A 23,963-nucleotide genomic window follows, 5' to 3' on the forward strand; every position below is an offset into this window, starting at 1 on the left:
CTGGAAAAAATTGTCCTATTTTGCAAAGCCTCCGCAAGAACGTCTCTCGACTTCGCTCGAGACGAACGGTGAGAACAGCGCTCCAGAAACCGTTTGTGTCGAACCACCTCAGTCCGTTCGTGTCGAGCGAAGTCGAGACACCGGGGCTACAGAATGACCCTCTCCCCGCAATGGCTGGAACAACTGCGATCGCGGGTCACCCTATCGACCCTCATCGGTCGGACGGTGAAGGTCCAGAAGGCGGGACGCGAATATAAGGCCTGCTGCCCGTTTCATAACGAGAATACGCCGAGCTTCACGATCAACGACGAAAAAGGCTTCTACCACTGTTTTGGTTGCGGGGCGCATGGTGACGCGATCAGTTGGATGACCGACCAGCGCGGCCTTGGCTTCATGGACGCGGTCAAGGACCTCGCGGCGGAAGCGCAGATGGACGTCCCAGCCCCCGACCCGCGTGCGGCGCAACGACAGGAAACCCGCGCTTCCCTGCATGACGTCATGGCGGCAGCGCAGGACTGGTTTGTCGCGCAATTCAACGGGCCCGAGGGCGCTGAGGCGCGCGAATATCTGAAGAACCGCGGCATATCCGAAAGCACCATCCGCGAGTTCGGCTTTGGTTTTGCACCCGATTCGCGCGGTCGGCTCAAACAAGCGCTAGCGACCCATGGCATGGACCAGCTGATCGAGGCAGGCCTGCTGATCAAGGTCGATGACAAGGATCCTTATGACCGGTTCCGTGGCCGGCTGATGATCCCGATCCGCGACCCACGCGGCCGGGTAATAGCTTTTGGCGGCCGGATATTGGGCGATGGCGAGCCGAAATATCTCAACAGTCCCGACACGCCCCTGTTCGACAAGGGTCGCACGCTCTATAATCTCGACAAGGCTTCGCCTGCTTCCCGCCAGACCGGACGGATATTGGTGGTCGAGGGCTATATGGACGCCATTGCGCTGGCTCAGGCCGGTTTTGCCGATGTTGTCGCCCCGCTCGGCACCGCGCTGACCGAGCATCAGATCGAACGAATCTGGAAGATGGTCGAGGCACCGATCCTCTGCTTCGACGGCGACAATGCCGGTCAAAAGGCGTCGATGCGCGCGGCCTTACGCGCTTTGCCGATATTACGGCCTTCGCACAGCCTGCACTTCATTTCCCTACCCGCCGGGCAAGACCCTGATGACCTGATCCGCTCCGACGGCTCCCATGCCTTCGCCGCCTTGATCGCCAAGCCTCAGACATTGGACGATAAAATCTGGCAGGTGGAGTTTGATGCGGAACCGCTCAATACCCCGGAAACCAAGGCGGGCCTAAAAAAGCGCCTGTCCGACCATGTTCGCGACATTGCCGATCAGGATATCGCTCAACATTATCGCCAGGAATTTAATGACCGCTATCAAGCCGCCTTTTTTGCCCAGAAGGACAATCGGCCCGACGGGCGGTTTACGCCGAACAAAGGACGCAAATTCCCGTCCAAATTTGTCTCATACAAACCGCTGGATGAAACCAAGAGCTTTTTGATCGAGGGCTATGACCTGCAAATCGCCAAGGCCATATTGGGCGGCCTGATCCGCCATCCGAGCCGGATTTCCAGCCATTTCGAGGAACTCAACGCGATCAAACTGGCCGATTCGCAGTTGCAGATATTGCTGGGTGAATTGATCAATGTCGCGATGAGCAAAGAAACGCTTGATATGCAGGGCCTTCTTACCATATTGGAGAAGACAGATTGTTATAATGTCGCAAAAGGGCTGTTACGGGCCGACGCGCTGAATTTCACTTTCAACCGCAAAATGCCAGACGATGCCCCTTCGCTTTCGATCGAACGGGCGCATAAGGATTTGGCAGAAGCGATAAAAGTGGTGACAGCGCGCCCCGGACTGGAAGCGGCTCTGGCAGAGGCAACGCGGCGGTATATGGATGAACTCACGGAAGAGAGCCAAGCCGAGCAGCAGCGCCTCAGAGAAGCGAAGCAGTTATTTCACGAGCGGTTGGTCGACCTGACCCAGATCGACGACACTATATAGTTTCAAATTAGGGGCCTCAGCCATTGGCAAGTAAAGCGAAAAATTCCAAAGCCGAAGACGAACCGTTGATTGATCTCAACGATAGCGCGATCAAGAAGTTGATCGCCAAAGGGAAAAAGCGCGGCTATCTGACGATTGACGAGCTGAACGAGGCCCTGCCCCAGGACCAGAACGAGCAGATCGAGGACGTTATGTCCGCAATCTCCGAAATGGGTGTCCGGATTGTCGAGAATGACGAAGAGGTTGCCGAGGAACTGGGCGGCGACGAAGTCGAATCGATCGACGGCAAGGACAAAGAGAAAAAGACCACCGCTGCCGTTCCCAAAAAGGCCGCAGCCGATCGCACCGACGATCCGGTCCGCATGTATCTCCGCGAAATGGGCGCGGTCGAATTGCTCAGCCGCGAAGGCGAGATCGCGATCGCCAAGCGCATCGAAGCTGGCCGCGACACCATGATCTGGGGCCTTTGCGAGAGCCCGACCACTTTTAACGCGATCATCGAATGGTCGACGGCGCTCAACGACGGCGAAATGCAGTTGCGCGAAATCCTCGATCTCGACGCCATGCTTTCCAAGGACCCTGTCCCGGAAAATCTCGACGAAGAAGATGATGATGACGGCGAAATCAGCGAAAAAACCGCTGGCCCGTCGTTCAAGGATGATGACGAAGTCGAGGACGAGGAATCGGCCGACGGCGAAGATGACGAAGAAGCGGAACTGACCGAACGCCGCACCAAGCGCGTGGTCGAAGAGGAAGAAGAAGACAACACCCTCTCGCTCGCGCAGATGGAAGAAGCTCTGAAACCCGACGCTTTGGAAAAATTCGCGACAATCACATCGGTGTTCAAGAAATTCTCGAAATTGCAGACGACCAGACTGGAATCGCTGGCCGCAGGCAAGGATTTCCCGGCAGCTTCCGAGAAAAAATATCATGATTTGCGCGAAGAATTGACCGCATTGGTCGAAAGCGTACAATTTCACGCCAACAAGATCGAATTTCTGGTCGACCAGCTTTACTCGTTCAATCGCCGGCTCACGACGCTCGGCGGACAAATGCTTCGTCTGGCCGAGCGGCACAAGGTTCCGCGCCGTGCGTTCCTGGAAAGCTATGTCGGCAACGAACTAGACGATGGCTGGCTTCCCAGCATGGCCAAAGCCGACAAGAAATGGGCGGCCTTTGTCGAAAACGAGGCAGAAGCGGTTGACCGCATCCGCGCAGAAATTTCCGATATCGCCAATGCAACCGGCACCTCTCTGGTGGAATTCCGCCGCATTGTGAACATGGTGCAGAAGGGCGAGCGCGAAGCGCGGATCGCCAAGAAGGAAATGGTCGAGGCCAATCTCCGCCTCGTGATTTCGATCGCCAAAAAATATACCAACCGCGGCCTGCAGTTCCTCGACCTTATCCAGGAAGGTAATATCGGCCTGATGAAAGCGGTCGATAAATTCGAATATCGTCGCGGCTACAAGTTCAGCACCTATGCAACCTGGTGGATTCGTCAGGCGATTACCCGATCGATTGCCGATCAGGCGCGGACCATTCGTATTCCGGTTCACATGATCGAAACGATCAACAAACTGGTCAGAACGTCCCGTCAGTTCCTCCACGAGCAAGGCCGCGAGCCGACTCCGGAAGAAATGGCCGAACGTCTCTCCATGCCGTTGGAAAAAGTCCGCAAGGTGATGAAAATCGCCAAGGAACCGATTTCGCTAGAAACGCCGATTGGTGATGAAGAAGATTCGCATCTCGGTGATTTCATCGAAGATAAAAATGCGATCATCCCAGTCGATGCGGCAATTCAGGCTAACCTGAAAGAAACCGTGACTCGCGTCCTAGCCAGCCTCACTCCGCGCGAAGAACGGGTGCTTCGCATGCGCTTCGGCATCGGCATGAACACCGATCACACGCTGGAAGAAGTCGGACAACAGTTCAGCGTTACCCGCGAACGGATCCGGCAGATCGAGGCCAAGGCGCTGAGAAAACTGAAACATCCGAGCCGCAGCCGTAAAATGCGCAGTTTCCTGGATCAATAGCCCACGCTTCTTCCGCCGAGCATCATGGTTTGCAAATAGCTAACGGCCGGTAAACCGGCTCTTTAGGAATCACCTGTATACCTTGGATTGGACGAAGATGCCGTTTTGCATTTTCGCGACAATTCTCGGGATATCGGAAACGCGATGCTTGGACAAAATGCACAATCGACGACACAGCATGGCTTTGCTGAACACGTCGGCACCCATGGCAGCGACATGGCGCCCTATGTCCAGCTCATCGCCGCAGATTTTTCAGTTCTGTCAGGTGCGGACATCGCTGATATTGCGCATTTTCTGTGCATTTTACACGGTCGTCATCCCGGCGTAACCGACAATGCCGCAACCCGAACCACCGATGACGCAGCCCGCGAATGGCTGGTCCAGGCGACCGATGGCTTTGCTGCCGAACGCGCCTTTCTGACCAAGTTGACAGTGGCCGCCGGACCGGTTTCCGGCGTCAGCGCGGCTGACCAGAGCAATGCGGCGGTCCATGGCCAGCGCAAGGCGCTGGAAATGCTGTCTCAATCGGATCGCAACGGCTGCGCCATCGGTGCCGCTATCGCATTGGTTTCCGACTGGCACGCGGTCAGAAAAATCCTCGAGCCGATCGCCCTCCGGGTTGGCGTAGAAGCCCGCTCCTCTATCCTACCAAATGATGCGGCAACGGCTGCGCTCAAGGATGAATTGTCGCAGACAGCCGCCCTCGAGCGAGCTTTGAACTTTGGAGCAGAACAGTTGCTCAACCAGCATCGCGGGCTTTGGCAACTTCTCGAAGCACGTCGCAATACCCGCCAGTCCCAATAAATTCTGCATCGATTCCCGTCTTATTTAACTAAATGATTAACTTGCCTGCACCGGGGATTTTCCCTATCGCCTTTGCTTTGACTATCACGGCAAGGAATAGAAAATCATGCGTTTTGACGGTACCAAAGACTATGTTGCAACCGATGATCTGAAGGTTGCTGTCAACGCTGCCATGACTCTCCGGCGCCCTCTCCTCGTCAAGGGCGAGCCCGGCACCGGCAAAACGGTTCTGGCCTATGAAATCGCCAAAGCGATGGGCACGCCGCTGATCGAATGGAACGTCAAATCCACCACAAAAGCGCATCAGGGCCTCTATGAATATGATGCGGTTGCGCGTTTGCGTGACGGCCAGTTGGGCGATGAACGGGTTCATGATATTTCCAACTACATCCGCAAGGGGAAACTCTGGGAAGCGTTCACCGCTCCCGAACTCCCTGTCCTTCTGATCGACGAAATCGACAAAGCGGATATCGAATTTCCAAATGATCTTCTGCAGGAGCTCGACCGCATGGAATTCCATGTTTACGAGACCAAGGAAACTATCAAGGCCGCCGAACGGCCGATCGTGATCATCACCTCCAACAACGAGAAGGAACTGCCCGACGCATTCCTGCGCCGCTGCTTCTTCCACTATATCAAATTCCCGGATCGCCAGACGATGCAGGAAATTATCAACGTCCACTTTCCTGACATTCAAGGCATTTTGGTCAAAAAGGCGATGGATATTTTCTACGAAGTCAGAGACGTTCCTGGCCTCAAGAAAAAACCGAGCACGAGCGAATTGCTTGATTGGCTGAAACTGATCCTCAACGAAGACATGCCGCTGGAAGTTTTACAGTCGAAGGATGCAAGTAAAGCTATCCCGCCATTGCACGGTGCGCTGCTCAAGAACGAGCAGGACGTGATGCTGTTTGAACGTCTGGCGTTCATGGCGAAACGCGAAGCGCGCTAAGCAGAGGCATAAGCAATGTTCTTTAACTTCATGGACGAACTTAGAGCAGCCGGAATTTCGGCTTCACTCAAAGAGCATCTGGTTCTGCTCGAGGCGCTCGACAAGGATGTAATCCAGCGCAGTCCGGAGGAATTTTATTATCTTTCGCGGGCGACGTTTGTGAAAGATGAAGGCTTGCTGGACCGCTTCGATCAGGTTTTTTCGAAGGTCTTCAAAGGCATAGAAACCTCCTACGGCACTGAAGAAGAAGAGATACCGCTCGACTGGCTGAAAGCGGTCGCAGAGAAATATCTCTCCGAAGAGGAAATGGAAAAGATCAAGTCGCTCGGCAGCTGGGACGAGATCATGGAGACGCTGAAAGAGCGTCTTGCCGAGCAGGAAAAGCGTCATGAAGGCGGCAGCAAGTGGGTCGGCACCGGCGGCACCTCACCTTACGGCAATTCGGGCTACAACCCGGAAGGCGTCCGGATTGGCGGCGAAGGCGGCCAGAAAAAAGCGATCAAGGTCTGGGACAAGCGCGAGTTTCAAAATCTCGACAACACCAAGCTGCTGGGAACACGCAATATCAAGGTCGCGTTACGCCGGCTGCGTAAATTTGCCCGTGAAGGCGCGCAAGACGAGCTCGATATCAACCGGACAATTGACGGCACCGCCAAGCAGGGCTGGCTCGACATTCATATGCGGGCCGAGCGTCATAATGCGGTAAAACTGCTGCTGTTCCTTGATGTCGGCGGGTCGATGGATCCATTCATCAAAATCTGTGAAGAATTGTTCAGCGCGGCCACCGGCGAGTTTAAAAATCTCGAATTTTTCTATTTCCACAACTGTCCCTATGAAGGTCTATGGAAAGACAACCGGCGACGCTTTTCAGAGCGGAGCAATACGTGGGATATCCTGCACAAATATGGCCATGACTATAAGCTGATCTTTGTTGGCGACGCGTCGATGAGTCCTTACGAGATCACCCATCCGGGTGGTTCAGTCGAACATTTCAATGAGGAAGCCGGGGTAACCTGGATGCAACGGCTGACCAATACTTATCCCGCAGCGGCCTGGCTAAATCCGGTACCGGAAAAGCAATGGGGCTATTCGCAGAGCGTCAAGATCATCCGCGAACTGATGAGTGACCGGATGTACCCGCTGACCGTAGACGGCCTGAGCGATGCGATGAAAGAACTGACCCGCAAGCAGGGCTAAATGTCAGGCTTCAACAGCCAATAATGTTGTTCCGTCATATTTTTCGGCTGCCGGTTCGAAAATTTCGGATTTTTCAAAATGCAGATCTTCGACGCGAACATCTTTCAAGCCGGAAAGCTTGAACGTTCCGAGCTTGATTTCTTTCGGCGGCTGGCCGTCTTTTTCAAGCGGCACGGCATCGACATACATTTCATCGTGCCGCGTATAGAGAATATGCGGCGCCAGCTTGAACGACGTATTATTATAGGTCGCGGCCACACATTTTTTCAGTGCAACGCCTTCGAAAAATTCTTTGCTCGGTAACATGGCTGCAGATTAGCAGATTTTCGGACCATTGCAATAATTATGTTGCAGTGCAGCATAATCAATAAAGCAAGAAATCCCTCAGCATCTGCCCCCACAACCGTTCGTCCGGTGCGGCGATAGCCTCCAGGTCATTGGCGATTGCGGACGGGTTCTCGATCCACTCTCGCAACGACGGCCCGCCGTTGATCACGTCAAATGCCAATCGGCCTTCCTCATATTCATAAGGGAAATCCCGCCACAATTCGTAACCGAAATACAGCTTGCTGATGGCCTTCAACGCCAGCGCTTGCAGTCGCCACGGTCGGAATGCATGGTGATCATACACAGGACCCTCAGCGTGAATCTGGATGCCGTTGCAGAGCTGTGCCTGATGCTTGTGGAAGGTAGGCTCGAACCATATTTCCCGAAGCGCACAACCCTTTAGCCATTGCGGCGCCTTCCGCTGCATTTCAGCAATCACCGCTCGCGCATCGATATCCGGAGCACCAAATAGCTCCAACGGGCGTGTCGTCCCCCGCCCTTCAGACAGCATAGTACCTTCAAGCATCACAGTGCCGGCATAAGCCCGCGCCATATTGACGTTCGGAGCATTGGGGCTTGGATTAATCCAGATACGATCTGTCGGCCAGCCAAATCCCGGGCCTTCCGGCTGCCACCCTTGCATTTCGATGACCTTGTAATCGACATCGAGGTCAAAATGGCTCACCATCCAACGTCCCATTTCGCCCATCGTGAGACCGTGCCGCATCGGCATCGGCCCTGCCCCGACAAAACTTTCCCATCCTTCTTCGAGGAGCGTGCCCTCAATGGGTCTGCCCGCCGGATTTGGCCTGTCCAGCACCCAGACCGTCTTGCCGTGCTCCGCAGCTGCCTCCAGCATATAGCGCAGGGTAGTAATGAACGTATAAATGCGGCAACCCAGATCCTGAAGATCGATCAGGACAACATCAAATGTTCCCATCGACTGGCCTGTAGGGCGGCGCACTTCCCCGTAAAGACTGAACACCGGAATATCGTGAACCGGATCATTATAATCTGGTGATTCGATCATATTGTCCTGCTTGTCACCGCGCAGACCGTGTTGCGGGCCAAACGCCGCTGTTACGTTAATTCCGTCGATCGCCGACAATGCGTCGAGACTGTGCACTAGATCGCGTGTCACCGAAGCGGGGTGGGCCAGCAACGCAACCCGCTTTCCAGCCAATGGCCGCCGCAGATCCGCGTCTTCAATCAGCCTGTCTATTCCAAATTTCATCAACGTTCCGCGGCCTCCATTTTGAGCGTAAAACCTTCTCGGTGGTGGAAATCCGGCTTAGCGGCGGGATGAGCCAATGCCCAGAATGATTTCTCGCCATTTTGCGTTTCAATCACCGCCGACAGACCCGCATTGAGTTCGTTCTGTACCCATATAACGGGTAATTCCAAGGTTACCTCGAGAGCAATATGCGAGTCACTGAAATCCATGAATATCTCGGGTGTCTGGACCAGGGAAAGCGGCTCCATTGCGTCGCGATAACGCGGAAAGCTATAGGCAGCCCAGTTTCCCGATGGAGAGAAATTAAATTCGCAGTAGCGCTCTGTCTCCGGCTCGCTGAGGAATAGTTCAAAACAGGTATTTTCCCACAAATTATCCATCCGTAGGGGCGTATCCTGATGATCTGGCAGTTTGACTTCGCCGACATTCCCGGAGGCATGATATCTTAGCCATATTGTTCCGCTGTCGGACATCGACCATTCGAGCGTAATGTCGTCGATGGCGGATACCGGGGTTGTCGGATGGCATTGCAAGTTCAAACGCATATTGCGACTTTCGTTGTCCCCATGTAACGCACCAATCCATGACCAATTATCAATCTGATCTCCTGCGTCTACTAAATGATCGCGGCTATATCCACCAGTTAACCGATGCCAAGGCATTGGATTCGCTTGCCAGCAAGAGCATCATTCCCGGCTATATCGGATTTGATGTCACGGCAGATTCCCTTCACGTCGGAAATTTGGTTCAGATCATGCTGCTTCGTCGCCTTCAGCAGGCAGGACACAAGCCGATTGTTGTGATGGGCGGCGGCACCACCAAAGTCGGCGATCCTTCCGGTAAAGACGAGATGCGCAAATTGCTCGACGACGAAGGAATTGCGTCAAACTTTGCCAAAATCCGCGACAGTTTCGAGAATTTTCTGACCTTTGGCGATGGTCCCACCGATGCGATCATGGTCAATAATGACGACTGGCTCAGTAAACTCGAATATATTCCGTTTTTGCGCGATGTCGGTCGCCACTTCACAATTAATCGCATGCTGACATTTGATTCTGTCAAACTCAGGCTGGAACGCGAACAACCGCTGACCTTCCTCGAATTCAACTATATGATTCTGCAGGCCTATGACTTTGTAGAATTATCGCGCCAGTATAAATGCAAGTTGCAACTCGGCGGCTCTGACCAATGGGGCAATATCGTCAACGGAATTGAACTCGGTCGCCGGATCGACGGTGCTGAGCTATTTGGTGTCACCACCCCGTTAATAACCAAGGCCGATGGCTCCAAAATGGGCAAATCTGTGGATGGCGCCATCTGGTTGAATGCTGCTCGACTATCGCCATATGACTACTGGCAATTCTGGCGCAATACCGATGACCGGGACGTCGGCAAGTTCATGCGCCTGTTTACCGACCTGGATTTGGACGAAATTGCTCGCCTGGAGTCGCTGCAAGGATCCGAAATCAACGAAGCAAAGAAGGTCCTCGCAGATGCCGCCACCGCTATGGCGCATGGAGAAAAAGCGGCGAGTGAAGCCGCAGAAACTGCTCAAAAGACATTCGAGCAAGGCGGTGCCGGTGGCGACCTACCTGTACACATCGTGGAATCGAGTGAAATATCCTTACTCGATGCTCTCGTTGAAATCGGTTTTTGCGCATCCAAAGGTGAAGCAAAAAGGCTCATCGCAGGCGGTGGTGCCCGGGTAAACGATGAGCCCATCAAAGATGCAGGACATATGATTTCTATCTCTGATCAAGATGTAAAACTCTCGGCGGGCAAGAAAAAACATGGCCTGTTGCGAAAGCCCTGATTTGAAGCCTTCCCGCCACAATTTACCAGCATTTACCTTTTATTCTTAATCATTGGTTATTGTCGCGTTCAAGCCTTTTTGGGAGCTCGCACGACATGACTAGCGTACAGAATCACACATCGCCAGATCCGCGCCGCGCCACTCGCTTTCCGGTCGATTTTGAAACCATTTGCGAATTTCACCCTGATCAGGAGAAGCTGATCAGGATTACCAATATTTCCGCGCATGGCCTGATGGTCGGCGAAATTCTGGAAATGGAAAAAGGCGACAGAGTGATTGTCCGCTTGCCAGTAGCCGGACGGATCGAGGCCTATCTGGTCTGGTCCCATCAGGGGCGCTGCGGCTTCGAATTTGAAAGAGTGATCCGCGAGCCCGATTTCGTGGCGATGATCGACAAGATCAACAATCTCTAAAATCTAGCGCTAGCTTTCATCCGCTGCGCAACAAGCTGACACCCCAATCCCGTTCAAACAGATAAAGCGCTATCCGCGCCGCCTGCCCTCTTTCGCTATCCAGTCCACCATCGCGGTCTAGGAGTAAACGGGCATCGTCAGTCGCCGGTCCGATCAGTTCATTGACCTGGGTGGGCGTCGCAACCCGAAAGCCAGCATCGCCAGATTGCCGGGTTCCCAGCAATTCCCCTGCCCCGCGCAATCGGAGATCCTCCTCCGCAATACGAAAGCCGTCATTCGTTTCACGCATCAGCGAAAGACGGGCACGGGCCGTTTCGCTCAGCGTATCGCCCCGAATCAACAGGCAGTTCGATTTTACGCTCCCGCGACCAACCCGGCCGCGCAGCTGGTGTAATTGGGCGAGACCGAAGCGATCCGCCGCTTCGATGATCATCAGGCTGGCGTTGGGGACATCGACTCCGACTTCGATGACCGTGGTGGCGACAAGAACCTTAATTTCATCTCGCTGAAACCGCCCCATCACGAGGTCTTTCTCGGGCCCCTTCATCCGGCCGTGGACCAAGCCAACCTGATCGCCAAAACGCGCTTGTAGACTAGCTGCCCGTTCCTCCGCTGCCGCCAGATCGCTCTTCTCGCTTTCTTCCACCAAAGGACAGACCCAATAAGCCTGACCGCCTGCGGCGATGTGGCGGGCAAGACCGTCGACGATGTCCGGCATACGCGCGCCGGAAACGACGCTAGTATCAATGGATTGCCGCCCCGGAGGTAGTTCATCGATACGGGAAACATCCATTTCCCCATACTGGCTGAGCGTGAGTGTCCGCGGTATGGGCGTCGCGGTCATCGCCAGAAGATGCGGCGTCCGTTCGGCTTTTTGCGTCAGCATCAGCCTTTGGGAAACCCCGAATTTATGCTGCTCGTCGATAACCGCGACGGCGAGGTTTTTATACCGGACATGCTCCTGAAAAATCGCGTGGGTTCCGATCAATATATCGATCGAACCATCCATCAACCCCATCAGAGTCGCTTCGCGAACCTTACCCTTGTCACGCCTGGTCAGGATCGCGAGATTGACCGGCAAGCCGGTCAATAATTTCTGCAATCCTTCATAATGCTGACGCGCCAGAATTTCTGTCGGGGCCAGCAAGGCCCCCTGATATCCCGCTTCAACCGCAGATAGCAGAGCCATCAGGGCGACCAGGGTCTTGCCCGAGCCAACATCGCCCTGAAGCAGTCTTAGCATCGGAGCGGTTTGCGCTAGATCGCCTTCTATCTCGGCGATGCAGCGTTTCTGGGCATTGGTCAGTTCAAAAGGCAGCGTCAGCGTGTCACGCAGGCGTCCGTCACCCTGGATGGGGATACCCTTTTTGCTGCGGTTGCTGGCACGGACCAGCATGAACGCCAGTTGGTTGGCGAAGACCTCGTCATAGGCCAGACGATCATTGGCGCTCTCGCCTTTAGCGCTATGAAGGGCAGTGATACTATCCTTCCAACTCTTCCAGCCCCTGGCCGCAAGCTGGCTTGGTTCCACCCATTCAGGCAATTCCGGCGCGAGCGCGAGCGCCTGTGCAGTCAGTTGCCGCATCCGGACATTCCCGAGTCCGTCTGACAGGGGATAAATCGGCTCCAACAGCGCAATGCTGTTGGCCTGTTCCGGTTCGAGAATCTGATCGGGGTGGACGATTTGCAGTTCGTCACCATAGCGCTCGAGCTTGCCCGAAATGACTTTTGGTTCGCCAAGCGGCAATAATTTTTTTGGCCAGCCCGGGTTCCGACCGAAAAAGGTCAGGCTGATATAATTTCCAGCCTGATCCGTTGCGTGCACCCGCAGCGGGCTGCGCGGACCGCCGCTGCGATAGTCGACCGGAGTTACCTGAACAATGATGGTCTCGCCGACATCGATTTCATCCAGTTCATCGACCCGTTTCCGCTGCATCCAGTAGCTCGGCTGATGATAGAGCAAATCCTTGATCCGCGTCAGCCGCAACTTCTCGAGCGGCTTGGCCAATGCCTTGCCGACGCCCTTGAGCGACTGGGTTTCACCAAATAATGGATTGAGTATCTCGGGCCGCATGTCTATCCGCCTTTATACCGTCGCTGGTACATTATACCAGCCAAGTTGGAGCAGCAATTATGGACCGCGAAACAAAGCTGAAACGGCTTCAATTTCGCGCATGGCATCGCGGAACCCGGGAAGCCGATTTTTTGATCGGTGGTTTTTTTGATCGCTATAGTCAAGACTGGTCGGAAAATGAAATCGACTGGTTTGAAAACCTGCTCGTCGAAGATGATGTAGATGTCATGGCCTGGGCGATCGGAACATTACCCGTTCCGGAAACTTTTAGCGGCCCGCAAATGGACGCTATGCAGCGACTCGACTATATTGACGCAACAAAATAATTCCCGTCCTCCTTTTCCAAAAGCCCATTGAACATGTCTTATCTAGATAGATTATCATCCGCGGAAAAAGGCATGACATTGGCCGGCATCCCCGCTGGTTATCGCCCGCTGTTTCTGTCAGAAATTGCGACCAATTCGGGACAACGGACAATGTTCGTCGCGACCGATGACGCAGCAATGAGCGCGGTAGCCGAAGCGGCCCGCTTTTTTGAGCCCACTTTGGAAGTCATCGAATTTCCGGCCTGGGACTGCCTGCCCTACGACCGCGCCTCTCCTGCACTCCATACGACGTCAGACAGGCTTGCTGCTTTGGCGAAGTTGGCCCTTCCCAGCACGGGAGGGCAACTGGTTGTCACCACGGTAAATGCCATAACCCAGCGTGTCCTGACTCCTTCACGGATCAGGGAATTTGTAACCCATCTTGCGCCTGGCACGATTGTCGAACAGGAAAAGCTGATCGCATTTCTCTATGCCAACGGTTTTGTCCGGGTCGACACCGTGGCCGATAGCGGCGAATTTGCCGCCCGTGGCGGTCTGATCGATCTGTTCCCGCCGGGCGCCGAAATGCCGATCCGCATCGACCTTTTTGGCGACGAGATCGAAACCTTGCGGCAATTCGATCCGGCCGACCAGCGTACGGTCGGTAATATCGATGCGTTGGATCTACTTCCGGTATCAGAGTTTCTGCTGGACCCGGACAGCATCACGCGCTTCCGTACCCGCTATCGTGATCTTTTCGGTGCCGTCTCAACTAGTGATGCTCTCTATCAATCGATTTCGGAAGGTCGGCGCTTAGCCGGGATGGAACATTGGCTGCCTCTTCTCGAAGAACGGTTGACTACTATTTTCGATTATCTTGGAGATGATTGCATCATCCTTCAGGATGCCGCCGGCTCAGCGGCAGCAGAATCGCAATTTGCCGCGATTGCAGATTATCACAAAAACCGTGTTGAAGCCGACAAGGCAAATCTGTCGAGCTACCGCCCACTAGAGCCATCATCGCTTTATCTCACGCCTGAAGAATGGCGGTCACGCGAGCAAGATGCGCCAGTCCATGTTCTCAGCGAATTTGACGAACCCGAATCTGAAACCGTGATTTCGATGTCGGCATCCTCGCCCCGCGATTTTGCGCCAGAGCGGGCGCGCAACGAGAATATTTATCAGGCCTTGAGCACCCATCTCAACAATCTGACCAAATCCGGAACCACCGCGATTATCGCGAGCTATAGCAAGGGATCGCGCGCACGCATATTGGACCTACTCAAAGGTCATGACGTCAAGACGCCGGTAATTTGCGACGACTGGGAATCCTGCCTTACCATCGGCGCTTCGGTGGCCCTGACGATATTGCCACTGTCTTCCGGCTTCCGCAAAGAAGGCCTGACATTGCTTACCGAGCAGGATATTTTCGGAGACCGGCTGGTCCGCAAATCCAAGCGGCGCAAAAGCAGCGATGCCTTCATCGAAGAGCTCTCCGCGCTCAGTCAGGGCGATCTGGTTGTCCATCTCGAACACGGGATTGGCTTGTACGAGGGCATAGTCTCGATTCCGGTTGGCGAGAGCCCCCACGATTGCGTCCATTTAAAATATGCCGGTGGTGACAAGCTTTACGTTCCGGTCGAGAATATCGATGTCCTCAGTCGCTATGGCGAAGGCGGTGACAGTGTTGTGCTCGACCGGCTCGGCGGAGAGGCCTGGCAGCGGCGCAAATCCAAACTGAAGGAACGTATCCGGGCAATTGCCCATGAATTGCTCAGAACCGCGGCAGCACGCGCTCTGCAACCAGCAACTCCAGCCCGGGTAGACGCCAGCGAAATGGCCGGGTTTGTGGATCGCTTCCCCTATCAGGAAACAGACGACCAGCAGCAAGCGATCGAAGAAGTACTGGCCGACATGGCGTCCGGCAAGGCGATGGACCGTCTGGTCTGCGGTGATGTCGGCTTTGGCAAAACCGAGGTCGCGATGCGCGCGGCCTTTGCCGCTGCGATGGCCGGGATGCAGGTAGCGATCATCGCGCCGACGACCCTGCTCGCCCGCCAGCATTTCAACAATTTCGAAGAGCGCTTCCGGCCCTTCCCGATTAAAATCGGCAGGCTATCACGGCTGGTTCCACCGGCGGAGACCAAGAAAACCAAGGAAGGCCTAACCAGCGGCGAGGTCGACATCGTTATCGGCACCCACGCACTGCTTGCCAAATCTATCGAATTCCAGCGACTCGGCCTGATCATCATCGATGAGGAACAGCGGTTCGGCGTAACCCACAAGGAACGACTCAAGGCGATGAAGTCGGATGTGCATGTGCTAACGCTCACCGCCACGCCTATTCCCCGTACATTGCAAATGGCAATGACCGGCATGCGCGAACTGTCCGTCATTCAGACGCCACCGGTAGACCGACTTGCCGTTCGCACCTATGTAATGCCGTGGGATCCGGTTCCGCTACGCGAGGCGTTGCTGCGAGAACATTATCGCGGAGGCCAGTCATTTGTTGTCGTCCCACGGATCGCTGACCTTCCCGATATCGAAGATTTCTTCAAGAAGCATGCGCAGGAGTTGACCTATGTTGTCGCGCACGGCCAAATGGCTCCGGCGACGGTCGAAGAACGGATGTCGGCCTTTTACGACCGCAATTATGATGTGCTGCTGGCAACGACAATTGTCGAAAGCGGCCTGGATATCCCTAGTGCCAACACGCTGATCATTCACCGCGCGGATCGTTTCGGCCTTGCCCAGCTGTATCAACTCAGAGGCCGCGTCGGGCGTTCAAAAACCCGCGCTTATGCTTATATGGTTACGCCTAAAGACCGAGTCATCACCGAGAAGGCAGAGAAACGCCTGAAGATTCTTGGCGATCTCGATAGCTTGGGTGCCGGTTTTGAACTCGCCAGCCATGATCTTGATATTCGTGGTGCCGGCAATCTGCTGGGTGACGAACAATCAGGGCATATCAAGGAAGTTGGCTTCGAGCTTTATCAATCGATGCTTGAAGATGCGATTCTGGAAGCGAAAGCAAAGGGCTCTGGCCTCCAGGTCCAAACCGACAGCTTCTCTCCGCAGATCACGGTGGATGCTCCCATCCTGATACCCGAGGCCTACGTTCCAGACCTGTCACTTCGCATGGGGCTTTATCGCCGAATGAACGGCCTCAAAACGCTTCCGGAAATAGAATCTTTTGCCGCAGAGATGATCGACCGATTCGGTGATCTACCGATACAAACTGACAATTTGTTGAAGCTAATGCACATCAAGATGAATTGCGTGAACGCGCAGATCACAAAAATCGAAATGGGACCGCGCGGCGCGTTGGTCAGTTTTCACAAAGACAGATTCCCTAATGTTCCGGGTCTGCTCGACTATGTCGAAAGGCTCAAGGGGACGGCCAGAATCCGTCCAGACCACAAACTGTTCATTGAGCGGAAATGGCGCGATCCCAAGTCCCGCCTCCATGGATTGACGCAACTGACAACGGGACTGTCGAAACTGGCGCAACGCGTTTCCGCTTAGTTGCTACGCAAGGCGAACGCTTCAAATTCGTCCGGTGATAGTGGGCCAGAGCGCAAGAAACCTTGGAAATATTCACAACCCTGTTCGGCCAGAATCCCGAGCTGGGATTCGGTTTCCACGCCCTCAGCGATCACACTGAGATGCAGACTATGGGCCATGTCGATTATCGATCGCACCACCACCTGGCCTTTGGGCGAGCCACTGATATCACTGGTCAGCCCGCTGTCGATCTTCAGATAGTCGACCGGCAATTGCTTAAGATACGACAGGCTGCTGTATCCAGTACCGAAATCATCAATCGCGATTCGAACACCGGCCGTCCTAAGTCGCTGCAAAGTGTCGGCCGAAGCCGACAGGTTTCCGATCAGTTCGGATTCTGTTATTTCAAGAGTCAGGCGCGTCGCTTCAAACCCCGCCTTGTCGACCTGTTGTAGAATATCGCTATCAAAGGTCGCTGCAGCCAAATCGCCGGCCGTCACGTTTAGCGAAAGACTTAAGAAACCGAGGCTCTCGGGCCAGTTGGCAGCCAGCGTCAAAGCTTGTTTGTGGATTTGCGTGGACAGGGATTCCATCACCCCGGCCCGCTCGGCGACCGAGAAAAGGGTCGAAGCGCCCAGCAGTCCATATTCAGGATGCTCCCAGCGCGCCAGAGCCTCCGCGCCGGTGAGTTGCCCGGTGGCCACTCTCAATTGCGGCTGAAACGCGATCACGATTTCTCCGCGCCCCATAGCTCCGGCCAATTGATCTTCCAGCAGCTCTTCAAGATGCACATCCGCTTCGGAAACGGAGCTGAATTTTATCGGCAGAGCATCCGCCGCTGTCGCTTCGGCAAGCGCCAAAATTGCTTTTCTGATCAGTGTTTTTTCGCTCGAATCTTGATTCCCAATCGCGACTCCGGCCCGAGCGACGAGGTGGATTGGTCGCCCCTCCCATTGCAGATCGGAAAAAACGCTATCGAACAAATCAACCGAAAAAGCCGAAATCTCGCTGCTCTGCATATCTGCCAAGGCGATCAGGAAATTCTGACCATCCAGACGCGCAACAATCTGCGAGCCGGCATATAGTCGCTGCGTCTGATCCATCAACCTATGTCCGACAATCCGCAGCAGTTGATCGCCGACATTTCGTCCAAAAGCGGCATTGATCATGCGGAAGTTTTTGAGGCCGATCGTGATCAGCGTTAACTGGTTCCCGGCTTCCAGCTTCTGCCTTACCCACGTGCGGGCAGCGGCTGTATTCCGTAACCCGGAAAGCAGATCCCGTCCGGTCCAGTCATCAACTTCTTCGTTATTCGCGAGATACTCGATTCTACCAAAAATTCTGCCATCTGCTTCGTGCAAATGATGGATCACCGAACGACCTTTAAATCGGTGCGGAACCGCAGCCTGTCTTGCCCCATCACGCAGACGTCCCATAGCTCCCCGCACGCGTTTCCGTTCTTCGCTCGATAGATTGCGGTAAATGCCCGTTGCGGGATATCTGCCAAAATCAATCTCGCTGGCCGCTGCGCGCAAACTGTCGCTGATCCAATATTCACTGACGGGACTGAAGGACATGGACCATTGCAGATCCGCAGATGTCAGCATCGACTGTTCGTGGCTCGTGCGTTCCGCTCCTCCACGAAAATTCTCGGCGTAGCGATAGGCATATTTAATTGACTGTGCGAGGTCCGCCCCGGTGTCGGTATAATCCAGATAATGGGTTGCCCCCGAGTCAAAGCATTGCTCGACGATCTGGGGACTCTGGCTGCTGTTGACCAACGCCAATATGGCGATCCCGCCTTCAGTGGCGGTCGAGGCCAATTCTGCAATCGCCCTCAAACCATCATTTTCGGCTCCGCGAACATCGATCACCGCGATCATCGCTCCCGCTGAGAAAAACCGACCGCTCAGATTGTCCGATCTCCGGGCAGAATGAACCCGCCACCCCAATGACGTGATTTGGGAGGCCAGAGGGTCGCGCTCTTGGAAGGAAAGCAGAAACAGATTTCTGAATTCTACCGGATGCGTTGGCAAGATGGATAAATCGTGGACCTCGAAACTCCTTCAACTGGATGCCGAAACGCCGGATTTCAGGCGAGCGACTTTCTTTTTCCGTAACAGCAAAACCTTTATAGGGCGTTGCCTGCGCATTCGTAAAACGCTAGCCCTACACCATTCAATCAACTTGAGGCGCCCTATGCAAGACGGTTTCGGACGCAAAATTGACTATCTGCGAATATCGGTCACTGACCGATGCAATTTCCGCTGCCAATATTGCATGTCCGAAAAAATGACTTTCATGCCAAAGTCAGAGCTTCTGACGTTGGAAGAAATCACCCTTATCGCCGAACGGTTCATCGGTCACGGCATTCGCAAGATCCGGCTGACCGGCGGCGAGCCTCTGGTCAGACGGGATATGAAAGATGTTATCCAGCGGCTCGGTAGAAAAGTGGCGTCCGGTGAACTGGAAGAATTGACCCTCACCACCAACGGGTCGCTGCTGACCGAATATGCAGATCATCTCGCGGCCCACGGAATGCGGAGGATCAATGTCAGCATGGACACGCTCGATCCTGACCGCTTTTCGGAGATCACCCGTGGTGCCGACGTAAATGTCGTTCTCGATGGCATTAAGGCCTCCAAATCCGCCGGTATCCACGTCAAAATCAATATGGTTGCGGTTCGCGACTTTAACGAAGCGGACCTTCTGCCGATGGCTGAATATTGCGCGGAGAATGGCCACGACCTGACGATCATCGAGAGCATGCCTCTGGGTGACGTCGGTGCGGACAGAAAACTTGCGCATATCTCCGCCGATGAATTCCTGGCTCCTTTGGCCAATCACTATAGAATCACTCCAATTACTCATCGCAGCGCCGGGCCGGCCCGCTATGTTTCGGTCGAACCGATCGGCTTGCGGCTGGGCTTGATCACACCGCTCAGCAATAATTTCTGCGATGATTGCAACCGGCTACGCCTCACCACCGACGGCAAGATTTATATGTGCCTTGGTCACAATGCCAATGTCGACCTGCGGGCAGCCGTTCGCAAAGACGGTATCGCTAGCGTTGACCAATTGCTCCAACAGGCTCTAAGGCTCAAACCGCTGCGGCATGATTTCAATGCTCAGCTGGAGGGGTCCGCAGAGATATTGGAGCGTCATATGAACGTCACGGGCGGATGAGCGAAAAAAAATGGGCACTGATCGTGTCGCCTACCCAGCCGGCACAGGAAGCCGCTGAAAAACTGAAATCACTAATCGACTGGGTTCCGGTCGAAGAGGCCGACAAGGCTGTTGTGCTGGGCGGCGACGGTTTCATGCTGCAAACGCTGCACCAGATGCTCAATCGCCGCAATATCATGCCGGTATATGGCATGAATTTGGGCACTGTGGGCTTCCTGATGAACAACTGGCACATGGAAGACCTAAGCGAGCGATTGCGCAAAGCCCGGGCTTTCAAGGTCAAACCGCTCAAAATGGAAGTAGAAACCATTTCCGGTGCCAAATTCACCCTGCCTGCGATTAACGAAGTGTCGCTGCTGCGCGAAACCCGGCAGACCGCCAAGCTCGAGATCGAAATCAACGGTCGGATCATGATGGAGGAACTAGTCTGCGACGGCGTGCTTATCGCTACGCCAGCCGGCTCCACCGCCTATAATCTTTCCGCCAATGGTCCGATCTTGCCATTGACCTGTAATCTTTTGGCCCTGACACCGATCAGTCCCTTTCGGCCCAGACGCTGGAAAGGGGCAATCCTTCCGGACAAGATGGAAATCAGCATCCGCGTGCTCAATCCGGAAAAACGGCCAGTTAGCGCCGTTGGGGACCAGCAGGAAGTCCGCGATGTCAGCCGCGTGAAGGTCGCGATTGACCGGGCTCAGTCGCTGACGATGCTGTTTGATCCCGAACATGCACTGGATGATCGCATCGCTATGGAACAATTTGTCGTTTGATGGCTTGCGGGACCCAAATGACATTGTTATAGGCGCGCTTCACAACGACGATCTCGGTACAGAATCGAGCTTGTTCCCCGATAGCTCAGCGGTAGAGCGTTCGACTGTTAATCGAAATGTCGTAGGTTCGAATCCTACTCGGGGAGCCATTTTTCACTGACCATTATCCCATGCCATCGGCTTTGCAGCATCTCACATTAAGAGTGCGCGACTGCGTGCTCTGCCATGCGAAAAATATTTGTTCAGATAATTCTCCTTTTTCCTGATAAACTTTACACACTTTACACGGTTAAAGAGAAATTTTCGTTGGCCCAGCCAGCGGGTAGCGACAGAGCGATTTACAGACTGAAAGGCTCGCCGGAATCAATAGGCAAGCCGTCGAACAGACCGGACTATATAAGAAAAACGGCCGTACGGAAAAACTGCGCAGGAGTGCAGAAACATGGTGCGACATGATCATGGCACCGGTTTATCAGAAGCAGGCATCTGTAGGAAAGCCGGTAGTGGACAGGTTCCGCCTATTTCGGAACTTTCCCGCTAGTTGCCAATTTTGCCTTTTCGGCTGCGATAAATTCTTCCATCTGTGATACCATCACCGGTAACGGCACTGCGCCAAGCGCAAGATACGTATCGTGAAATAATCTCTGATCAAAAGCGGTGCCCAGTTCCGCCTCGGCCCTGGCGCGAAGCTTGCGAATGCTCATCTCGCCAAGCTTGTAGGCAAGAGCCTGCGCGGGCCAGGAGATATAGCGGTCCACTTCGGTTTCAACATCGCGCTGCGCCAGCGCGGTATGGCTCGCGAGATAGTCAATCGCCCTCTGCCGAGTCCAGCCTTTGGTATGAATGCCAGTATCGATCACCAGTCTCACTGCCCGCCACATTTCAAAGGTTTGGCGTCCAAATTCCTCGTAATGGGTTTCATACATGCCAAGCTTGGTGCCTAGCCATTCGGTGTACAGCCCCCAGCCTTCGCCATAGCCGGAGAAGTAGATATCCTTGCGAAATTCCGGCCGGTCAGGTGCTTCCAGCGCCACCGCAGCCTGGAAACTGTGACCCGGGATACATTCATGGAGGGCCAGTGCCGTGAGATTATACAGCGGCCGCGACGGCAGATCATAGGTATTGAACAGGCAACTCTCCAGACCGCCCCGCCCCGATGTGTAAACCGGCGCGATAGCGTCGGGCACTGGCCGGATGGTGAAGCGGTAACGAGGCAGGAGGTTGAAACTTTCCTTCAGTTTTCCGTCCATCTTCTTGGTAACATAGGCTGCATAGGACAAGAGTTCGCGCGGGGTCTTCGCGTAAAATTGCGGGTCGGTCCGCATGAACGTCAGAAATTCCGGAAATGTGCCGGAAAAGCCGGTCTCTTTCATCGTCGCCTTCATGTCGGCATCGATCCGGGCCACTTCCTCCAGACCGATCCGGTGAATCTCGTCAGCGGTCAGATCAAGCGTGGTGTAGAGACGTATCTGGTCCTGATAGAAGCGTTTGCCGTCCGGCAACGCATAGGCATCAATGGACGTCCGCGCGCGCGGCATATAGTCCTCACGCATGAACCGGAGCAGCGAACCATAAGCCGGAGCGACCACAGTCTCGATGAGCTTTAACGCCTCGCTGCGCATTGCCACCTGTTCCTTTTCCGGAATGGAATCGGGCATATCGCGAAACGCATCGTAAAACGGATTTGCATCGCCGGTCACGGTGTAAGCTTCGATGGTCGCGTCGCGACCCTCTATACCGACCCGCGGCACCGTATAGCCGCGCGCCAGTCCGGCCCGCATGTTGGCAATATTCTCGTCAAAATAGCGGGAGATATCCTGCATCCGCCCCAAATAATCCCTATAGGCAGCGGCCTTGGAAAAACCTGTTCGCGGGTTCAAACCGCCCCAGAAAAACGTGTCGCTGTTAAACGGCGCCTCATAGGTTTTATACCCCAGGCTGTTGACCTGTTCCCAGATCGACTGGCGGAAAACGGCGGCGTTCACCTGTTCCTCTTGCGAAAGCTGATCGACTGGAATGTCATCCAGCTGGCGCAGCACATTCTGCCAATAGGCCAGTCGTTTAGCCTGTGTTTCGGCAGTTTCACTGGGGAAGTGATCTCCCTGTACCCAGCGCTGATCATCCTGGACCAGATGAAATTCCTGGTGCCGCCATTTGGTCTCGGCTTCGTAGAGCGCGCGCAACCTTGCATCCAATGGCCCCGCTTCAGCCGCAAATGTCGTTTCAGCTGCGGCTTCCTGGGCAAGGGCCGGAGGTATCAGACTCAGACTTACGGCCCCGAGACACAAAGAAAAACCAATGCGTGATAATGTCATGACGAGACCCCTGACCCAAGTTAGATATCTGATCGGCATAGAGGCAGGACAGCCCTCTCAGGTCAAGCCTTCGCCGTCATTTCGAGACAAGTTTCGTTGCCAATTATGAAGCTCGGCCTTGGCAGGCGCTCAGGGTGAGGCAATCGGACAATATATCTCGATTACGAAATATTATTCCTGGCTGGGGAATTCCAATGTTTGTGCAAATAACAACTCGATATTCTTGAGGTTCACGGCCTCAAACCCACAATATCCTGACCGCCACATAGAGTATCAGCAGCGCCGTCAGCCGCCTGATCCATATCTCCGGCAGGGCCTTGCTGGCCAATATGCTGCCTATCTGGCCGCCGAGCAGGACGCCGAGGAAAAGGGGCCAATAGGCAAGGATCGTCTCACCCCCGAGACTCAAGCCCGATTTCATCAGCTGCCCGGCCAGACCGGCGATTGAGTTGACCAGAATGAACACGCTGGCGGTTGCGGCGATGCGGCGGCTGTCGGACCAGCGGGTGAGCAGCAGGATCGGGGCGAGGAAGATGCCGCCGCCGATGCCGACCATGCCGGACAGAAAGCCGATACCGGTGCCGATAATAGGGGCGAACAGCCGGTGGCCGCTCCATTGTCCGTTTCCGGAGTGCTTGCGTGCCCGCTTGATAAACGGCTCGATGATCAGCAAGATGCCCGCTGCGGCCAGCGACAGGCCGAGCAGCAACATGAAGCTGTCCTGCGCGAGGACCATACGCCCGCCGAGCCATGCCGCTGGCACGGACAGCAGCAGGATCGGCCAGATCCTGGGCCAGTCGATAAGGCCCCGTGACTGAAACCTGATCGTTCCACCCGTCACGACGATGATATTGCACAGCAGCGCAACGACCGGCAGCGCCCGATAATCAAGCTCAGCTAGCGCCAGCAGGGCTATATAAGTAGACCCGCCGCCAAATCCGACGCTGGCATATAGCGCGGCGGTCAGCGCAAACAGGATGGCCAGTCCGAATATCCCGACCGCCACCTCAGCCT

At 54.7% G+C, this 23,963-nt stretch carries 18 protein-coding genes and 1 tRNA gene; 12 read left to right on the forward strand and 7 right to left on the reverse strand.

Annotated features, from left to right (window positions below):
• The first annotated feature begins 153 nt into the window (after positions 1–153).
• The 5 genes from dnaG (at position 154) to V7680_RS00620 (ending at position 7,008) form a co-directional block, all read left to right on the forward strand.
• Positions 154–2,022, forward strand: a complete 1,869-nt coding sequence (gene dnaG / locus V7680_RS00600; RefSeq protein WP_335651344.1) for a DNA primase — start codon at positions 154–156, stop codon at positions 2,020–2,022.
• Between the two features lie 23 nt (positions 2,023–2,045).
• Positions 2,046–4,055: an RNA polymerase sigma factor RpoD gene (gene rpoD / locus V7680_RS00605; RefSeq protein ID WP_335651345.1), complete on the forward strand. Its 2,010-nt coding sequence runs from the start codon at positions 2,046–2,048 to the stop codon at positions 4,053–4,055.
• 144 nt (positions 4,056–4,199) lie between these two features.
• Complete coding sequence (locus V7680_RS00610) at positions 4,200–4,859, forward strand: DUF6975 family protein (protein ID WP_335651346.1); 660 nt, start codon at positions 4,200–4,202, stop codon at positions 4,857–4,859.
• A 106-nt stretch (positions 4,860–4,965) separates the two neighbouring features.
• The gene (locus V7680_RS00615; RefSeq protein ID WP_335651347.1) at positions 4,966–5,811 is read left to right on the forward strand and encodes an AAA family ATPase; all 846 of its coding nucleotides are present in this window, start codon (positions 4,966–4,968) and stop codon (positions 5,809–5,811) included.
• Between the two features lie 15 nt (positions 5,812–5,826).
• Complete coding sequence (locus V7680_RS00620; protein ID WP_335651348.1) at positions 5,827–7,008, forward strand: vWA domain-containing protein; 1,182 nt, start codon at positions 5,827–5,829, stop codon at positions 7,006–7,008.
• Positions 7,009–7,011: 3 nt separating this feature from the next.
• On the opposite strand, the gene V7680_RS00625 is transcribed toward V7680_RS00620, so the two are convergent.
• The 3 genes from V7680_RS00625 to V7680_RS00635 are packed head-to-tail and all read right to left on the reverse strand — an operon-like array spanning position 7,012 to position 9,114.
• Positions 7,012–7,314, reverse strand: a complete 303-nt coding sequence (locus V7680_RS00625; RefSeq protein WP_335651349.1) for a hypothetical protein — start codon at positions 7,312–7,314, stop codon at positions 7,012–7,014.
• Between the two features lie 58 nt (positions 7,315–7,372).
• The gene (locus V7680_RS00630) at positions 7,373–8,569 is read right to left on the reverse strand and encodes an exo-beta-N-acetylmuramidase NamZ family protein (RefSeq protein WP_335651350.1); all 1,197 of its coding nucleotides are present in this window, start codon (positions 8,567–8,569) and stop codon (positions 7,373–7,375) included.
• Complete coding sequence (locus tag V7680_RS00635; RefSeq protein ID WP_335651351.1) at positions 8,569–9,114, reverse strand: DOMON-like domain-containing protein; 546 nt, start codon at positions 9,112–9,114, stop codon at positions 8,569–8,571. Before V7680_RS00635 ends, V7680_RS00630 begins: the two co-directional genes overlap by 1 nt.
• Before the next feature lie 38 nt (positions 9,115–9,152).
• On the opposite strand from V7680_RS00635, the gene tyrS reads away from it, so the two are divergent.
• Complete coding sequence (gene tyrS, locus V7680_RS00640; protein ID WP_335651427.1) at positions 9,153–10,382, forward strand: tyrosine--tRNA ligase; 1,230 nt, start codon at positions 9,153–9,155, stop codon at positions 10,380–10,382.
• A 95-nt stretch (positions 10,383–10,477) separates the two neighbouring features.
• Positions 10,478–10,795 carry a PilZ domain-containing protein gene (locus V7680_RS00645; protein ID WP_335651352.1) on the forward strand — a complete coding sequence of 106 codons (318 nt, stop codon included), beginning with the start codon at positions 10,478–10,480 and terminating at the stop codon, positions 10,793–10,795.
• 16 nt (positions 10,796–10,811) lie between these two features.
• On the opposite strand, the gene recG is transcribed toward V7680_RS00645, so the two are convergent.
• Positions 10,812–12,869: an ATP-dependent DNA helicase RecG gene (gene recG, locus V7680_RS00650; RefSeq protein ID WP_335651353.1), complete on the reverse strand. Its 2,058-nt coding sequence runs from the start codon at positions 12,867–12,869 to the stop codon at positions 10,812–10,814.
• Positions 12,870–12,928: 59 nt separating this feature from the next.
• On the opposite strand from recG, the gene V7680_RS00655 reads away from it, so the two are divergent.
• Both V7680_RS00655 and mfd read left to right on the forward strand, forming a co-directional pair.
• On the forward strand, positions 12,929–13,195 hold the full coding sequence (locus V7680_RS00655; protein WP_335651354.1) for an FAD assembly factor SdhE: 267 nt from the start codon (positions 12,929–12,931) through the stop codon (positions 13,193–13,195).
• 33 nt (positions 13,196–13,228) lie between these two features.
• A complete protein-coding gene (mfd, locus tag V7680_RS00660; RefSeq protein ID WP_335651355.1) occupies positions 13,229–16,699 on the forward strand; it encodes a transcription-repair coupling factor in 3,471 nt (1,156 codons plus the stop codon).
• On the opposite strand, the gene V7680_RS00665 is transcribed toward mfd, so the two are convergent.
• Entirely contained in the window at positions 16,696–18,561 is a 1,866-nt protein-coding gene (locus V7680_RS00665; protein ID WP_335651356.1) for a putative bifunctional diguanylate cyclase/phosphodiesterase, read from the reverse strand. The genes mfd and V7680_RS00665 overlap by 4 nt on opposite strands.
• A 316-nt stretch (positions 18,562–18,877) precedes the next feature.
• Here V7680_RS00665 and moaA point away from each other — a divergent pair, with 316 nt between their 5' ends.
• The 3 genes from moaA to V7680_RS00680 all read left to right on the forward strand — a co-directional run bounded on the left by moaA (position 18,878) and on the right by V7680_RS00680 (position 20,783).
• Positions 18,878–19,864: a GTP 3',8-cyclase MoaA gene (moaA, locus tag V7680_RS00670; RefSeq protein ID WP_335651357.1), complete on the forward strand. Its 987-nt coding sequence runs from the start codon at positions 18,878–18,880 to the stop codon at positions 19,862–19,864.
• Positions 19,861–20,634 carry an NAD kinase gene (locus tag V7680_RS00675; RefSeq protein ID WP_335651358.1) on the forward strand — a complete coding sequence of 258 codons (774 nt, stop codon included), beginning with the start codon at positions 19,861–19,863 and terminating at the stop codon, positions 20,632–20,634. The genes moaA and V7680_RS00675 overlap by 4 nt, the downstream gene beginning before the upstream one ends.
• A gap of 74 nt (positions 20,635–20,708) precedes the next feature.
• A tRNA-Asn gene (locus V7680_RS00680) sits at positions 20,709–20,783 on the forward strand.
• Positions 20,784–21,152: 369 nt separating this feature from the next.
• Here the strand turns inward: V7680_RS00680 and V7680_RS00685 are convergent.
• Positions 21,153–22,949 carry a DUF885 domain-containing protein gene (locus tag V7680_RS00685; RefSeq protein WP_335651359.1) on the reverse strand — a complete coding sequence of 599 codons (1,797 nt, stop codon included), beginning with the start codon at positions 22,947–22,949 and terminating at the stop codon, positions 21,153–21,155.
• A 238-nt stretch (positions 22,950–23,187) separates the two neighbouring features.
• Positions 23,188–23,955 (reverse strand): sulfite exporter TauE/SafE family protein, encoded by a 768-nt coding sequence (locus V7680_RS00690; protein WP_335651360.1) that lies wholly within the window; start codon positions 23,953–23,955, stop codon positions 23,188–23,190.
• Between the last annotated feature and the right edge of the window lie 8 nt (positions 23,956–23,963).

Source organism: Parasphingorhabdus sp. (assembly GCF_036963705.1).
Classification (GTDB): domain Bacteria; phylum Pseudomonadota; class Alphaproteobacteria; order Sphingomonadales; family Sphingomonadaceae; genus Parasphingorhabdus.